The sequence below is a fragment of the Agromyces sp. GQ35 genome (assembly GCF_059758475.1).
This window is the reverse complement of the sequence record NZ_JCAXEO010000001.1, coordinates 931,951-948,075: the sequence shown is the minus strand read 5'-3', so window position 1 is coordinate 948,075 and position 16,125 is coordinate 931,951. Positions and strand designations below refer to the sequence as shown.

The window sequence follows — 16,125 nt, the reverse complement described above, 5'->3', positions numbered from 1 at the left end:
CTCAGTCGGAGCGTTTGCGCGCCCTCAGCGAGCTCGTCGTGAGGACGAGCACGATCGCGGCTAGCACGCCGGCGCCGAACCAGAGCCAGGAGTTGGGCTGGCCGACGGCTGCCCCGATGGCACTCCCGACAAATCCCAGCGACAACGCCGTGAGCGGGAACCACTGCCTGACCGGCCGAGCGAGGATCATCTCCACACTCTATCCCCGGCTGCTCAGGGTGGCCCGGCCTGACCGGCGGCCTCACTCGGAGCGCCGCCGGACCGGCCCCTGGCCTCAGCTCTGGGTTGCGATGGCGAAACGGGCGGTGCCGTCGGCGCCGATTTCGGCGTCGAGCACCTTGTCGTCGAGGGCGAGCACGGCGTTCGTGCCGAGATAGACGCGCGCGCCGTTGTTCTCGACGACCGCATCGAGCTCTTCGGGCGACTCGACGACACGCACGGCGAAGTCGGTCGATTCGGGGTTCTCGCTGTTGATCCGCAGGCCGCCGTCAGTCGTTCCGGTGCTCTGCTCGACGATAGCCTTCACGACCGTCGTCGCCGATTCGGTGAGTGTGAGCATGTTGCTCCCCTTTCCTGTCTGGCGATGAGTCAGCCACGATGCCGAGCATGAGCGGATGACGCAAGGCGAACGCACCGACTCTGCGGGAACTCCCAAGAAGCCACGGCCCGCGCACGCCCGCGCTCGGCGTGCGGTGGGGGTGAGCCCTACTCGTGTCAGGGGGAATGCCGGATGTCGGCGCATCGGCCGTCTCGCCAGGCTGAGCGCATGAACAACTCAACCCGCACGAGCACCGGCCGAGTGAGCACCGACCGAGTGACGGAACGGCGCCCCGGGTCCCGCAAGATCGCCACCCGTATCGCCTGGACCTGGGTGCTGCTCTCCTCGCTGGCGATCACCGTGTACGCGGTGGTGCCGTACCTCACCGCCGCGCTCGCCGACCTCTCCGACGAGGGCGTCGGACTCGCGGCGAACTACGACGGCCGGCCGGTGTTCGTGCAGCTCGCGTTCTATGTGCACATCGTGGCCGGCGGTCTCGCGCTCGCGGCAGGGCCGCTCCAGTTCTGGCGCGGCCTGCGCACGAGGCATCCCCGGGTGCACCGCTGGATCGGCCGGAGCTCACTGCTCGCCATCGCGATCGCGGGCACGGCCGGGCTCATCATGGCGCCGTTCAACAGCGCCGGTTTCGCCGGATTCTTCGGGTTCGGCGCCCTCGCCGCGCTCTGGCTCCTAACCGGTTGGCGCGGTTACCGGGCGATTCGGGCCGGGGATGTCGCGAGCCACCGAGCCTGGATGATGCGCAACTTCGCACTGACCTACGCGGCGGTCACCCTGCGGCTCTGGGTGGGCGTACTGCTCGGGGTGCAAGCGCTCCCCGGCGGCGAGTTCGACTTCGGTGCGGCCTTCGACAACGCGTACATGGCGGTGCCGTTCCTCTGCTGGGTGCCGAACCTGATCGTCGCCGAGTGGCTGATCCGTCGCCGTGGGCTGCCGTCATACCAATTGCCGGCGAGTGGGACACCGAGGGTGCAGCGCGAGTCGTCTTCCCGAAGGGCGCCGCACTCCGCGGCGGCCGCCTCAGGCGAGCGGTTCGATGAGCGTCGCGTCGCCCGGGTCGACGGCGCGTGAGTTGTTGACGCGGCGGTCGACCTCGTAGTTCGAGATCGTCGCGGCGAGGCGCTCGGACTCGGCCGTGAGCATCGCCACCATCTCGCCCTTGCCGTCGTCGTCGAGCTTGACCGGCGCCAGGTACTCCTGCCAGGCGTCTCGCCCGAGGAAGACCGGCATGCGGTCGTGCACCTCGCCCGAGGCATCCCTCGCCTCACGAGTGATGATCGACGTCGAGACCTCCCACTCGTCGTCGACCTTGCGCGCGGTGTAGATGCCGGCGGCGGCGAGCAGTGGCTGCTCGCAGTGCAGGAAGAAGGCCTGCTTGTGCCCCGGCTCGCCCGTCCACTCGAAGTAGCCGCGCATCGGCACGAGGCAGCGCGACGATGCGAACGCACCCTTCCACAGCCCGTTGGTGGCGACCGTCTCGATGCGGGTGTTGAACTGCGGTCGCTTCGACTCCTTCATGAACGAGGGATGGAAGTTCCACACGGCCGGATCGATCGAGCGGATGACCTCGCCGGTCTGGCTGTTGCGCCGCTCGCGCACGATCGGCACGACCTCGGTGGGGGCGATGGAGTACTGCGGGCTCCAGTCGCGGTAGTCGTTGCCCTGGGCCACGAACTCTTGAATGAGCTCGTCGATCTTGGCGTCGTTCGCGAATCGTCCGCACATGCAGCCAGTCTGCACCCGCCCACCGGCATTCGACAGTGGTGCGCCTGATGCGACTACCCGAGCGCTTTGCGCAGCAGTTCGGTCAATCGGTGCTGCTCGTCCGCAGTCAAGCGTCCGACCGCGGCACGGGCATACGCGAACTCCCGCTCGAAGCGGCGGGTGAGTTCGTCTCCGCGTCGGGTTCGGGCCACCAGTCGCGCGCGGCGATCGTCAGGATTCGGCTCACGCGTCACGAGGGCGAGAGCCTCGAGCCGGGCGACGATCTGCGTGACGTTGGAGGCGTCGCAGCCGAGTTCCACGGCCAGTGCACCCATGCCGCGACGTTCCTCGAGGCGCCCGAGCACGCACGCCTGTGCGGCACTGAGCGAGAGGCGGGCTGCGGCTGTTTCATAGGCGCGGTCGTACGCGTCGACCAGGTCGAAGAGGGCAGCCTCCGCCTCGGATGAGGTCGCTATCGGTCCGCTCGGCAATGCCATCGGGCCAGCATAGGCGGACTGCTTGATTCGCTCAAGTAATCGTGTTCCAATGTTGCTTTATTGAATCAAGCAAATGAGGAGTACGGATGACGAACACGACCTCCCGGAGCGCGGCGATCAGTGCGATCCCGGCTTCGACGATGAACGCCGCGGTGCTCGACCGATTCGGCGGAGTGGAACAGCTCACCCAGCGCGCGATACCAGAGCCGGAAGTGACGGACGATGACGTCCTCGTCCGGGTGGAGGTCGCCGGTGTCGCCTCTTGGGATGCCGTCGAGCGTGAGGGGCGGTACGACGGGGTCTTCGGAGTCGCTTCGGCCTTCCCGTATGTTCTCGGATGGGATGCGGCCGGCTCGGTGGCGGCAGTCGGGCGCAACGTGACGCGATTCGAAGTCGGCGACCGCGTCTACGCGGCGACGATGCCGGTTCCGCGTGGAGGCTTCTACGCCGAGTACGCGGTCGTCGCGGCGGAGCACGTGGCGCATGCGCCCGACCGGCTGCCGACGGAGCAGGCCGGCGTGATGGCGTGGGATGCGCTGACCGCGCTGAGCGGCCTCGACCTGCTCGACCTGCGGCCGGGTGCGACGCTCATGGTCTTCGGCGCCAGTGGAGGAATCGGGCACCTGGCCGTACAGCTCGCCCGGCACCGGGGGCTTCGGGTGCTGGCGGTCGCTTCCGGCGATGACGGCGTCGCGCTGTGCGAGCGCCTGGGCGCCGATGCGGTCGTCGACGGACGCAAGGACGATGTCTTTCTCGCGGCGGCCGAGTTCGCGCCAGACGGACTCGACGCGGCCGTCGTCACGGTCGGCGGAGAGACGACGGAGCGCTCGCTTCGCGCGATGAAGAGCTCGGGGCGTATCGCCTGGCCGAACGGGGTCCACCCGCTGCCGGCGGCACCCGTCGACGCGCCGATCTCGTACTACGACGGCGCTCGAAGCCAGGCCGCCTTCGAGCGCCTCAATGCCGTCATCGAAGCAGGCGCCCTCATGCCGCACGTCGCGCAGACATTCCCACTGGCGCAGGTACGGGACGCGCACCTGGCGCTCCGCGACCACTACGTCGGGAAGCTGGCACTCCGGTTGGCATCAGCCCTCGAGCGCTGAGCCATCACCGTGTCGATGCCGGCGGCGAGACGTCGCGCCTGACCAGGCGGATCCGGCTGGACGTACTCGATACCATGGGAGCGATTCCGGTTCGACAATCGCGACGGTACGTAGCAAGCATGATCACTGATCCAATCCAGCCGGTGCACGCACTTGCGACGGCCGTCGCCGACGACGACTTGGATGCCGCGACCGAGGTCGTTCGCGGGGCGTGGTTCGAGCTGCTCGTCGCACACGGCGAACTCGCGCGTGAGTTGCTGGAGCGAGTCCCGCTGCGCCAGCTCGCCGCACACCCGTTGCTCGCGATGCTGCTCGGCCTCTGTTACAACGGCGTCGATCACCGTCGCGCGAAGGCCGTGCAGTACTTCACGCTGGCTTCGGCGGCCATGCGCACCCGAGGAGGGAGAACGAGCGCGGCCGATCGCGTGCTGATCCTCGCGACCGAGAGCGCTGCGCTCCGGCTCATCGGGCGGGCATCGACGGCGGCGGGGCCGGCCAGGAGTGCGTTGCGCGTCTTGGAGTCGATGCCGGCGGCGGACAGGGTCGAGATGCTCAGCCAGCTTCCGCGGCTGTACGCCCAGTTGGGCACCAGCCTGTACTACGCCGGCCAGCTCCACGAGGCCATGGGCGCCTTCACCATCGGTCTCTCCGAAACCTCCGATTCCGGCGACGGGGCGGGCTTCACCAACGTCTCGATGCTCGCCGGCATCCACGCGTTCGATGGCGATCTGGGCGAAGCGGAGCGGTACCTGGTGCTCGCGCGGTCGGCGCCATGGACCGACCTGCAACGTTCGATGTACCCGGGCACGTTCTATCGTCTGGCGGAGGCGCTGCTCGCGCTCGAGCGGTTCGACGTGCCGGCCGCTGAAACGCATCTGGCGGCGCTCATGCACGATCGGCGCACGATCGAGCACTGGACGGCGATCGCCCGAGTCGAGGCGCTCGCCGCGCTCGCCGCCGGCCGACCGGCCGACGCGCTCGCCCGGCTCGAGGTGTTCGTGAGCTCGCGCGGCGCTGAGGGGCGCTCGTCGTCGGCACGAAGTGCGCTGGCGTCGGTGCGCTCGGTGCTGCACCTGGCGTTGGGCAAGCCGGATGCCGCGCGGCACATCTTGCTCCGCGATGCGCCGCCGACCCCGCAGACGCGCGTCGACCGCGCGCGAATCGAACTGGCGCTGTCCCGGCCCGGCGCGGCGCTCCACGAACTTCGCGCCATCGCGGGAGCATCCCAATCGGCCCGCACTGCCGCCGAAGCGGCGACGCTCGAGGCGGCGGTGCTGCTCCGTCTCTCCGACGCGAGGCGCGCGCGGTCGGTCGTCGACCATCTGTGCGCCGCACTGAACGCGACCGCCCTGCGGTTGCCGCTCGCACTCCTCCAACCTGCAGATCTGGAGCGGGTGCGTGCGGCCGCGAGCGAGCTCGGATCGAAGGGGCTCGTCACGGAGGTCCCGACGCCCTCGTTCCTCGTCGAGATCTCGACGCCCGCGCTGCTGACCCCGCGCGAGCTCGTGGTGCTCCGGGCGCTCATGACGACTGCCTCGGCCGCGGAGATCGCGGCCGAGGCAGTCGTCTCGGTCAACACGGTCAAGACCCAACTGCGAAGCGTGTACCGCAAGCTCGGCGCACGCAATCGCGAAGAGGCCATTGCGATCACCCTGGATCGACACCTGCTCGCGGCCGAGGAATGAGCATTTCGCCGAGCTCGCCCGACGTGCCCGCGCCGTTGCGCCCCGCACGGTCGTTCACGACGCGCGTGCTGCTCACCTGCGCCGCATTCGCGGCCGTGCAAGTGCTCGTTCTGATCACAGTCGCCCCGTTCACCGCGACGCTCGCCGCCGCGCTGCCGCCCGTGTATGCACTCGTCGCCGGTCTGCACAGCCTCCTGCCGTTCGCTGCACGGCACTACCTGGGCGCGACCGGCACCGCGACGCTCACCGCATTCATCGCAGGATTCCTCGCAGGGCCGTTCTCGCCCATCGGCATGCTGTTGATCGTGCCGCTCGTCGTGGGCGGCGCCGCGTACGATGTCGCACTGGCCTTGCTCCGGAGAGACAGCGGTCGGGTGGCGACGAAGTTCGCGGGAACTGCGGGGAATGTGGCGGCCGGAGCGATCGCGGGCGTCGCCCTGTTCGCCGTCTCGTTGCCCGTATTCTCGGCCGAGCATCTGACGTGGCCGATGCTCGCCGCGACGCTCGCGGGTCGGATGGTGGGAGAGGCCGGAGCATCCGTGCTCGCCGGTCGCGTGGTCGGGAGTCTTCGACGGGCAGGCGTGCGCGGTTCGTTCACGCGATGATTCGCGGATGCCCGCCTGCCTCTCCACTCGGGGTGAATCCGAGGGTGAAATCCGCTCGCATGGTCGGCGTCGTGAGCCAGTCTCGAGGTCACGTGTGAAGCACGGACCAGGCACGGACCATCCGTGGACCAACTTGGAGTCTCCGCCGGGGGAGCGATGCGCGTGATGTGTGATGTGTGAATGATGGGAATGCCGAGGCTTCGGCGCGGATGCGGACGAGTGGGGACGCACGAGTGGGAAACGCGACCGTCGAAGCACAGAGGCTGTTGGAGGATTGAGTGTGGGCGAATGCCCAATTCCCGCCCTACCGGGAAGGACGAACAACGTGTCGTTGGATGGGACTGCTGACGCCGGTGGGTCGCGCTCCGAACCGCGACGAGCCACCAGCCGGGGCTTGCCGCGTGCATCGAAGCGCTCGATCATTCGAGGGGCGCTCATGGAGCGGCTCGATCATCTCGCGGCCGTCTCCGTCATCCAGGCACCGCCCGGATACGGGAAGAGCACGCTCGCCGCGATGTGGGCGCGGCACCGGGCCGAGGCCGGCGATACGGTCGTCTGGGTCGTTGCGACACCGGAGTTGAACACCCCCGACGCGTTCGCTCTCGAACTGCTCGATCGCCTCGACCGGGCGGGGTCCGCAGCTGCCACCACGAGTACGGCACGCGGACCATCGCTGATGCCGTCCGGTGCCATCGCCGACGCCATCGAGGAGCACGACATCGAGCGACTCGTCGTGATCGTCGACAACGCCGGTCAGTTGACCGACGATGCACTCGTGGCAGACCTCGTCGACCTCGTCGACCGCTCGCCCGCGGTGCACCTCGTGCTCGCGTCACGCGGAAAGCACCCGCTCGCGGCCGTCGCGGCCCGCCGGCATCTCGACCTCACGTCTGTGACCTCGGACGATCTCGCGCTGAGTCGGGCCGAACTCGGATTCATCGCAGATTCCTGGCGCATCTCGCTCAGCGAACCCGATCTGCAGCAGATTCTGGCACTCTGCGGTGGCTGGCCCGAACTCTGCGTTCGGATCCTGGCGGAATCCGCACCCGGGGCACTTCGTACCACCGCCGCCGAGTCGTACCTGCGAGACGTCGTGCTCCCGAATCTCGCCGCCGAAGACCTGCTCGACGTGTCGCTGTCGCTCTCTCTGACCGCCGTCGTCGAGCCGTGGCACTTCACGGCGCTCCATCGTCCGACGAATCATTCCCGCGACCTCCGTGCGGCCGGGTCGCGATCGAGCGACCGGCTGCGCCTCGAGGGCTACCTGACGCTGCTGCCGGGCCCGAAGGCGAGTTGGGCGTTCGTCATGCTGCTTCGGCACGTGCTCTTCGACGTCATGACCAGTCATCGGCGCGATGACTCCGGCGCACTGCAGCGCCACTTCGCCGAAGCGGGTTACGAACACGGTGCAGGCCTCGCGCAGGTGCTCGAGCACGCCCGTGCGGGCAAGCACTGGAGCATGCTCTCGCTGCTCTGGTCGAAGCACGCGATGACGATCGTCGCCCGTCACCTCGGTGCCGCGCGGTTCGCCTACTCGGACCCGCCGAGCGCCGCGACCGGGGCCGAGCCGGTGCTCGTCCTCGCTGCCGCGGTCGTGCGGATCGCCGGCAGCGGTCGTCAGCGCGCCAGCCAGATCGAGCGGGTGTACATCGAGGTCAGCTCCGCCCTGCAGGCGTCCGACCATCGCACCGCCGGCATCGACACCTACCTCACCGCCATGACGGCGGTCATGGCCGATCATCGCTTGCGAGGGCAGCTCAGCCAAGCCGCACGCACGGGCGAGGAGATCGCCGCGGAGCTCGAACGCCGCGGCCGGGCAGGAGAACAGGCCGACCCCGCGCGCACCGCCGCCTTCTATCATCACTGGGCCGTGACCTCGATCCTCGGATCCGGTCTCGCCGAGGGGATCGCCCAGAGCATTCGAGCCTATGAGACCGCCGACGTACCCGACGGCGAACTCATCGCCGCCCTGGCGGCCGGCCACCTGGCGATGCTGCACACCTTCGTGGGGAGCCCGCCAGAAGCGGAGCGCTGGCTCGAGGTGGCACGCGCCACCGAAGTCGCGGGGCATCCGTTCGAGAGTCTTGCCGAGTATCCGGTCGCGATCGTCGACGCCTACCTGGCTGCGACGCGGCTGGATCCCGGCCCGGCCCGCCGACTACTGGACACGGATGCGCTGTCGATCGAGATGTGGCCGTTCGCCGCCATCGCGATCACGGCGTACTCGCAACTCTTCGAGGAACCGCAGGTGTCCCTCGCCCGACTCGACCACCTCCGCTTCGTTCGTCAACGCGACCTCGTCGACGATCGCACCGCGACGCGCGTGCTCGACCGGTGCACCATCGACACCCTCATGGCGATGGGTGAGGTGAATCGCGCCGAGCGGATGATGCTCGACATCGCTGCCCAGTACTCCGTCGATCGGTCTGGCGCGCCAGAGCACCAGACCACCCCCGCCGACCTCGCGTGGCTGCGGGTGTCCCACGCGCAGTTGTTCCTCATCACCGGTGACCACGAGAAGGCGCTGCGGCTCGCGACGGCCGCGCTCTGGGCGCCCGATGTCGTAGTGCGCGACCGTACCGACGTGCTGATGATCAAGGCAGCCGCGTCGTGGCGGCTGGGGGAGCGCGCGAAGGCGGTGGAGGCGTTCCGGCAGTCGGTGGTGCTCGCCGAACAGATCGGCTCGGCGCACCCGTACCTCATCATCGCCGAGGGAGATCTGCGGACGCTCGCTGCGGCGATGGAGTTCTCGCTGCCGCACGCGGTCGAGGAACATCTCGCCGCGCACGGTGGGATCTACCCGGTCGAGGCATCCTTCATCGCGCTCTCGCCACGGGAGCTCGAAGTACTCGAGCGGATGCAGCACTTCGGTACCGTCGCCGAGATCGGGCGCTCACTGCATCTCTCGGTCAACACGGTCAAGAAGCACCTGGCAGCGATCAACGCGAAGCTGGGCGTGCACGACCGGCGCGCTGCGCTCGCGCAGGCGAGGCGGCTCGGCTTGCTCGACGGCGCCGACGACGACGCAGGCCAGGCCGCAGGGCGGCGATCGGGCGAATCCGGAACGGCCGCCCGCTGACACCGCCCGTCCTCAGAGGGCGGATGCCTCGGCGGCGCGCACAGCCGGATTCATCGTGCCGGATGACCGCGCCAGAGACCACGCCGACGGCGGACCAGCGACGGACCATTCGTGGACCATTCCTGATGGTCGGCCTGTGCTCGTGTCGCTCCGTTCCCTAGAAAGGGAGCAGTGTCGCTGCGCATGCGTCCGGTGGGGGCTGCATTTGCGCGACGAGCAATAAGGGGGATGTCCAGGTGAACTGGCTCAGGGGAACAGCTACGGGCGAACGCGTCAGCACGAATCGTCGGCGCGCACACGATCAGCATTCGTCGAGAGGGGGACTGCGGGGCACGCTCTCTGCGATCGTCGCTCTCGCGACCATCGGCGCGGGCGTGTTCATCGGCGCACCAGCGGCGGTCGCCGCTCCTGAGTCGGTGCACGAGATCACCGCCAACTGGGCTGGTGACCCCGTGCCGACGGAGGCGCCGTTCGGGCAGCCGGTGACCGCGGAGTTCCACGTGAACACCAACGACACCGAAGACCCGTTCTCGAACGAACCGGTCGAGAACGTGCGCGCCACCCTCACGGTGGGCAACGGTGCCTTCACCAGCATCCCGCAGGTCTGCAAGACGAGTGATGTCACTCCCGTCTCCGAGATCTCGGCCGACGGAACGAGCCTGCTCTGCAACCTCGGCACGATCAAGGAGGGCACCGCGACGGTCATCCAGACGCCCGTGCGCGCCACGTCCACCGAGGGCGGCGACCTGACCATCGTCGGCACCGCCACCTCCGACTCGGCCATTGCCGAGGCCGGCCCCGCCGACCCCGGACCCCTGCCCATCACCTATGTGCACGGCATGGACCTGTCGCTCGCCCAGGCTCCCGGAATCAACTCCCAGGGCGCGGTGAAGACCAGTCGCCTCGGCGGCAACCGCCCCACCCTCCAGATGAACTACTCGCTCATCCTCGACGCAGGCAGCCGCCCCGGTCCTGCGACGTACTCGTTCCCGGTCAGCATCAGCGCCAACATCGCGGGGGCGACCAACGGGCTCGCTTGGGAACGTTGTCTGCCGATCAGCGACAAGTCGATGGCGACAGGTCAGCCGTTCTCCGACCCGGCGCAGGAAGACCGCACCAACTTCCCCACATGCGGCCTGAATGGCACGGGAACGAACTACACCGTTTCGCTTTCGAACCTCGACTACACGCTCGTGAACGCTCCGACCAATGACAGTTTCGGGCAGCCGCTCCCCGGGAACGGGGTCTACATCGCTTCGGGAACCGTGGAATTCAGCATCCCCACCGCGGTGACCGCGATCACCACCTACACGTTCAGCGCCGCGCCCGGCTCGTTCGTCTTCGACGATGGCGTCTCGGAGCCCGATGCCAACCCGGCGAACAACGTCTCGAGCGCCACCCTGACCCCTCCGGGTGGTTTCAGCAACCACTGGATCGGCACCCCGGCCCAGTCTCGAACCCCCTGGGACGCGAACCTGTGGGTGAGCCCCGGAACGAGTCAAGGCGTCCCCCTGCCGCAGCCCGGCATCGAGACCGAAGAGGATTGGGTCGACGCAGTCGCGGACGGCACTGCACAGCCCGTGATCCCCCTGTACCACCAGGCCAACATCCTGACGTGGAACGGCTACCAGGGTGCGGGTGGTGCGCAGATGGCAGGCGTCTGCACCTTGAACCAGAACCCCGTGTTCGTCCCGACCTCATTCGACGGCGGCGGCTGGAACGGTGGCGGTCTCGAAGGGTACGAGAACTACGAGACGGCACGGTTCTTCTACACGACGCAGGCACTCAACACGAAGACGGAGACGTGCGGCGAAGCGGCCCCGAGCGCCAAGTGGATCGAAATCGTTCCTGCGGCCGGTGAATCGCTCACGGACCCCCGCATCGCCAGCTCCATCCTGATGGACCTGCCCGCCGGCGTGACCGGAGTGAAGATGACCTGGAACCCCGCCGTGGACCAGTCAGCGCACACCTTCCTCCGCGCCTTCGGTCACATCGACCCGGCCGCGCCCACCTCCGGTGAGGGCTGGACCATTGGTGCATTCAACGCGCCGTACAACGTCGCCACGGCCTTCCCCGGCCACCCGACACTGAACAACTGGGTCAACATCAGCTCGAGTCCGGGTGGCACCGTCATCCCGGGCAGCACGTACGGGCCGAACACCAACGGTGCTCGAGACGCCTACCGCCTCCAAGGAGCCCAGGGGCTGATCGAGAAGGTCGTATCCGACACGACCGCCCAGCCGGGAGTGCCGGTCACCTACACGATTCGCGCACAGGCCCAGAACCTCGTGACGAGCCCGCCGCCGGCGAACTTCACCGTCGTCGACACCCTTCCGGAAGGCATGGTCTACGTGCCCGGCACGGCCGACCCGGCACCGACGAGCGTCAGTCCGGATGGCCGCACGCTCACCTGGAACTACCCGAGCGTCACGCCGAACGTGTTCCAGACGATCCGGTACCAGGGTCAGCGACCCGCCGACAGCGTCATCGCGCCGGGAACTCGACTGACCAACACCGCCGTGATCAACGTGGTGGGCGACAACCGGCCGGCCACCACGCCGGGCCGCAGCGCCAGCGCGACAGTGACCGTGCCGAGCGCCTCCGCCACGATCTTCGGCAAGTCCGCCGAGGCGAACGTGCTCTCCTTCGAGGGCGACAGCTCGGCCTGGGTGCTGACGATCAACTCGCAGGACCCGGTCGTCAATGAGTTCACCGACACGATCGACATCCTTCCCGCGGTCGGCGACGGTCGCGGCACCGACATCGACGGCAGCTACACCGTCACCGGCGTCGATGCGCCGGCAGGCTCGACGGTGTACTACACCTCCGCGCCGCTGGCCTCGCTGAGCAGCGATCCGCGTGAGGCGTCGAACGGTGGCACCCCCGGGTCCGTCGCCGGCAACACCGTCGGATGGTCGACCACCGCCATCCCGAATCCGACCGCCATCCGAGTGATCGCAGGAGAGCTCGCGCCCGGCGCGAGCCACTCGATCCGCATCGAGTTCACGACTCCCGCCGGCAGCAGCTGCGAGGACCCGGCCGAAGGCGACAACAAGCCCGGTCAGATCCTCGTCAACTCCGCCGGCTCCTACGCGGGCCACACGGCGCTGCCCATGCTCTCCTCGGCGGTGACGGAGATCGGCAGCTGCTACGCCGCGAACCTGAAGAAGTACGTGCAGGATTCCGACGGCGACTGGCAGGACGCGAACACCATCGCGGAGTACCCGACGTTCAAGGTCGGCGACACCGTCAAGTACCGCATCGTGGTCGAGAACGTCGGCCAGGGCACCCTGACGAACCTCACGGTCTCCGACGACCTGCAGCCCGAGCTGGGTTCGTTCGTGGTCGAGTCCCTCGCCCGCGGCGAGAGCGAGACGCACGAGTTCGAGGTCGTCGCGGATGCGGCGATGGGCGACACCGTCGTGAACACGGCGTGCGGCACGGCGGACCTCCCGCCGGATCCCGAGCTGCCGGCGACGATCAACTGCGATCCGGCCGGCTTCATCATCGACGGCGAGCCGACGCACGTGAAGTCGCTGCTCTCGGCGACGCCGATCGGCGGCGGCCAGTGGCAGCTCGTGTACGGCATCGACGTGTCGAACACCTCGGGTGCCTCGACGTCGTACTCGCTCGATGACGAGCTGCACTTCACCGACCAGGCCGCGATCACCTCGGCCACGGTCACGACGGCACCCGCCGATGTGACGCTCGCCGACCCGGCGTGGAACGGACAGGGCGAGCCCCGCATCGCGACTGACGTGCCCTTGCTCGGCAACGACGACGCGGGCTACGCGGTGCACCACTACGAGGTGACCGTGGTGGCGAACGTGCCATTGCAACTCGACGGCGCCGGTTCGGGGGCGGATGACCCGACCCAGTGCGGCCCCGACGGGGACGACGCGGATCGCGCATTCAACAACACTTCGACGCTCACGGACTCGGCGGGCGGCACCGAAGACGACCAGGCGTGCGCGCCGATCCCCTCGATCGACATCACGAAGGGCGTCTCGTCCGGTCCGACACCGAACGGTGACGGCACGTGGACGGTGAGCTACGACATCGTCGCGACCAACACGGGCTCGTTCGAGGGCGTCTACGAGGTCACCGACCGCATGACGGCCGACGGGGACATGACCGTGGTCTCGGGTGCGGTTTCGAGCGCCCCCGACGGGGTCGCCGCGTCGCCGACGTGGACCGGACTGGGCGCTGAGGGCGCTGCCGAGAACGTCATCGCCACGGGCATCACGTTGCCTGCCGGAGGCATCCACACCTACGAGGTGGAGGTCGTCATCGGCATCGATCCCGCCGCCGGCGGCGCACCGGTCATCACCGACTGCTCGGCCGAGCCCGGTGAGAACGGCGGACTGTCGAATTCCGCAGGCATCGAGCACAACGACCTGACGGATGACGCGACGGCGTGCATCACGATCGCGTTCATCACGATCGACAAGACGATCAGCGAGGGCCCGACGCCGAACGGCGACGGAACCTACACGATCACGTACGACCTCGTCGCCGAGAACATCGGCGCTGCGTCGGGCGACTACGACCTGAGCGATCAGCTGCGCTACGGCGATGGCATCGACATCGTCTCGGCAGAGGTGACCGCCACGCCCGACGGCGTGACCGCTGAGGCGGACTGGACGGGTGAGGGTGCCGACCTCGACGCGCCCGAGAACGTCATCGCCGAGGGCGTCAGCCTCGATGTCGACGGCGTGCACACCTACCAGGTGCAGGTCGTGGTCGGGCTCGACGAGTCGACCGTCGAGCCGAGCGACCTGGCATGCCCCGCTCCCGGTTCGGGCGCCGACGGCGGCCTCGCGAACTCGACCTCGCTGACGCACAACGGCATCGAGGCGCTCGACGAGGTCTGCGCATCGCTGCCGCTGATCGAGATCGACAAGTCGATCTCGGCCGGCCCCACCGAGAACGGTGACGGCACCTGGATGATCACGTACGAGCTCGTCGCCACCAATACCGGTGCTGCAGCGGGTGACTACGATCTGGCCGACCAACTGCAGTACGGCGAGGGCATCCTGATCCAGACCGCGACGGTGAGCAGCGCACCGGCCGGGGTCACCCCGAATGCCGGATGGACCGGTCAGGGCGCCACGCTCGAGTCGGCGGAGAACGAGATCGCGGCCGGGGTCACCCTGCCGGCGGGTACGGCCCACACCTACCAGGTGCAGGTCGTCGTGTCGCTCGACGCGGCCACGGTGACGCCCGACTCCCTCGCCTGCCCGGCACCGGGTTCGGGTGAGCCCGGCGGGCTGGCGAACACGACCGAGCTGACGCACAACGGCGAGAACCAGGACGACGACGTGTGCGCCTCCCTGCCGCTGATCGAGATCACCAAGTCGATCTCTGGAGCTGTGACGCCGGTCGACGGACAGCCCGGCGTGTACGACGTGGCCTACGAGCTGACCGTCACCAACCGCGGCCCCGGTGCCGGCTCGTACGAGCTGGACGACGAGCTGCAGGCCGGTGCCGGCATCGAGGTCGTCGGCATCCAGTCGGTGACCACGGATGCCCCGGAGCCGGTGGGTCTCAACGCGGGCTACGACGGCCTCGGGGACATCCGCATCGTGACCGATCAGCCGATCGCCGGTGCCGACAGCGCCCCGATCGTGCACACCTACACCGTGACGGTTCGCTACTCGGCCGACTTCGCCGATATCGAGATCCCGGCAGGCGACCAGTGCACCGACGACTCGGGCCCGGTGAACGGTGCGCTGAACAATGTCGCGACGGTCGGCTGGAACGGCATCGACGACGCTGATGACGAGTGCATCCGCCCCGGCAAGCCCACGCTCGACAAGGCGCTCGTCTCGGCGACGCCGATCGGCGGTGGACAGTGGTCGGTCGTCTACGACCTCACCGTGGGCAACGTCGGGCACGAGTCGACGACGTACGACCTGGACGACGAGTTCCTCTTCGCCCCGGTCGTGACCGTCGATACCGTCGAGGTGACCGGTCCCGACGGCGTCGATCTCGCGGGTGACTTCGACGGTGACGCGAACCAGCGCATCGCAACCGGGGTCGGCATCGCGGGGCTCGACGACGAGGGGTACGCGGCGCACGTCTACCGCGTCACCGTCACCGTCGATGTGCCATTGGCCTTCGATGAGCCCGCCGAGGACGGCACCGGTGCACCCGGCTGCACGGTTCCCGCCGGCGAGAACACGCTCGAGCAGGGGCTGAACAACGCGGCCACCCTGACCGACGAGGCGGGCAACGAGCAGACGGATACCGACTGCGCACAGCTGCCGGCATTCGAGATCGCCAAGCAGGTCATCGGCAAGCCCGCCGCGAACGGCGACCGGGTCACGACCACCTACGAGATCGTCGTCACCAACACGGGTGCTGCCTCGGGGGCGTACGTGCTTCGCGACCAGCTCCGGTACGGGGCCGGTCTCACGGTCAAGACGGTCACGGCGACGAACACCGCTCCCGGCGGAGTTCCGGTGCTGGCCGGCTACACGGGTCAGGGTGCAGCGCTGACGGATGCGGCGAACCAGGTGACCGACGCGGTCGAGCTGGCAGCGGGTGGTTCGCACACCTTCCAGGTCGTCGTGACCGCGACGATCACGGATGCTGCGACGCCCGCGAGTGCGAGCTGCGCCGAGGGTTCGGATGCCGGTGGCGTTCGCAACGTCGCCGCGGTCGACCACAACGGGCTCAGCGACGACGCGACGGCATGTGCGCCGTTCGAGATCCCGGTCGAGCCGGGTGACCTGGCGAGCACCGGTGTGACCGTCATGGCCTCGGTCGCGGGCGGTGTGCTGCTGCTGCTCTTCGGCGGAGTGCTCCTGCTCGCGCGACGCCGACGCATGATCGCCGAGTAGCTCAGCTCCAACAACGAACGGCCCGCCAGCCCCCCAGCTGGCGGGCCGTTC

At 68.6% G+C, this 16,125-nt stretch carries 10 protein-coding genes; 6 read left to right on the top strand and 4 right to left on the bottom strand.

The features are described 5' to 3' along the window. Position 1 precedes the first annotated feature (1 nt). A complete protein-coding gene (locus tag AC6CH0_RS04415) occupies positions 2 to 190 on the bottom strand; it encodes a hypothetical protein (RefSeq protein WP_498098516.1) in 189 nt (62 codons plus the stop codon). Positions 191 to 274: 84 nt separating this feature from the next. Further along, a complete protein-coding gene (locus AC6CH0_RS04410) occupies positions 275 to 559 on the bottom strand; it encodes an iron-sulfur cluster assembly accessory protein (RefSeq protein ID WP_498098514.1) in 285 nt (94 codons plus the stop codon). 207 nt (positions 560 to 766) lie between these two features. On the opposite strand from AC6CH0_RS04410, the gene AC6CH0_RS04405 reads away from it, so the two are divergent. Next, complete coding sequence (locus AC6CH0_RS04405) at positions 767 to 1,627, top strand: DUF2306 domain-containing protein (RefSeq protein WP_498098512.1); 861 nt, start codon at positions 767 to 769, stop codon at positions 1,625 to 1,627. Here AC6CH0_RS04405 and AC6CH0_RS04400 read toward each other — a convergent pair. After that, a complete protein-coding gene (locus AC6CH0_RS04400) occupies positions 1,577 to 2,281 on the bottom strand; it encodes an SOS response-associated peptidase (protein WP_498098511.1) in 705 nt (234 codons plus the stop codon). The two genes, AC6CH0_RS04405 and AC6CH0_RS04400, sit on opposite strands and share 51 nt — an antisense overlap. A gap of 53 nt (positions 2,282 to 2,334) precedes the next feature. Continuing rightward, positions 2,335 to 2,757 carry a MarR family winged helix-turn-helix transcriptional regulator gene (locus tag AC6CH0_RS04395; RefSeq protein ID WP_498098510.1) on the bottom strand — a complete coding sequence of 141 codons (423 nt, stop codon included), beginning with the start codon at positions 2,755 to 2,757 and terminating at the stop codon, positions 2,335 to 2,337. 86 nt (positions 2,758 to 2,843) lie between these two features. On the opposite strand from AC6CH0_RS04395, the gene AC6CH0_RS04390 reads away from it, so the two are divergent. From AC6CH0_RS04390 to AC6CH0_RS04370, 5 genes are all read left to right on the top strand, one after another. Then, on the top strand, positions 2,844 to 3,860 hold the full coding sequence (locus AC6CH0_RS04390; RefSeq protein WP_498098509.1) for a quinone oxidoreductase family protein: 1,017 nt from the start codon (positions 2,844 to 2,846) through the stop codon (positions 3,858 to 3,860). A 119-nt stretch (positions 3,861 to 3,979) separates the two neighbouring features. Then, positions 3,980 to 5,545, top strand: a complete 1,566-nt coding sequence (locus AC6CH0_RS04385) for a helix-turn-helix transcriptional regulator (protein WP_498098508.1) — start codon at positions 3,980 to 3,982, stop codon at positions 5,543 to 5,545. Continuing rightward, entirely contained in the window at positions 5,542 to 6,150 is a 609-nt protein-coding gene (locus tag AC6CH0_RS04380) for a hypothetical protein (protein ID WP_498098507.1), read from the top strand. The genes AC6CH0_RS04385 and AC6CH0_RS04380 overlap by 4 nt, the downstream gene beginning before the upstream one ends. A gap of 436 nt (positions 6,151 to 6,586) precedes the next feature. Next, entirely contained in the window at positions 6,587 to 9,229 is a 2,643-nt protein-coding gene (locus AC6CH0_RS04375; RefSeq protein ID WP_498098506.1) for a LuxR C-terminal-related transcriptional regulator, read from the top strand. A gap of 236 nt (positions 9,230 to 9,465) precedes the next feature. Beyond that, positions 9,466 to 16,074 (top strand): hypothetical protein, encoded by a 6,609-nt coding sequence (locus AC6CH0_RS04370; protein ID WP_498098505.1) that lies wholly within the window; start codon positions 9,466 to 9,468, stop codon positions 16,072 to 16,074. Positions 16,075 to 16,125 lie beyond the last annotated feature (51 nt).

What these genes read in the sequence shown, in the direction of transcription:
- AC6CH0_RS04415 (WP_498098516.1), bottom strand. Translation starts at nt 190, where the DNA reads ATGATCCTCGCTCGGCCGGTCAGGCAGTGGTTCCCGCTCACGGCGTTG.
- AC6CH0_RS04410 (WP_498098514.1), bottom strand. Translation starts at nt 559, where the DNA reads ATGCTCACACTCACCGAATCGGCGACGACGGTCGTGAAGGCTATCGTC.
- AC6CH0_RS04405 (WP_498098512.1), top strand. Translation starts at nt 767, where the DNA reads ATGAACAACTCAACCCGCACGAGCACCGGCCGAGTGAGCACCGACCGA.
- AC6CH0_RS04400 (WP_498098511.1), bottom strand. Translation starts at nt 2,281, where the DNA reads ATGTGCGGACGATTCGCGAACGACGCCAAGATCGACGAGCTCATTCAA.
- AC6CH0_RS04395 (WP_498098510.1), bottom strand. Translation starts at nt 2,757, where the DNA reads ATGGCATTGCCGAGCGGACCGATAGCGACCTCATCCGAGGCGGAGGCT.
- AC6CH0_RS04390 (WP_498098509.1), top strand. Translation starts at nt 2,844, where the DNA reads ATGACGAACACGACCTCCCGGAGCGCGGCGATCAGTGCGATCCCGGCT.
- AC6CH0_RS04385 (WP_498098508.1), top strand. Translation starts at nt 3,980, where the DNA reads ATGATCACTGATCCAATCCAGCCGGTGCACGCACTTGCGACGGCCGTC.
- AC6CH0_RS04380 (WP_498098507.1), top strand. Translation starts at nt 5,542, where the DNA reads ATGAGCATTTCGCCGAGCTCGCCCGACGTGCCCGCGCCGTTGCGCCCC.
- AC6CH0_RS04375 (WP_498098506.1), top strand. Translation starts at nt 6,587, where the DNA reads ATGGAGCGGCTCGATCATCTCGCGGCCGTCTCCGTCATCCAGGCACCG.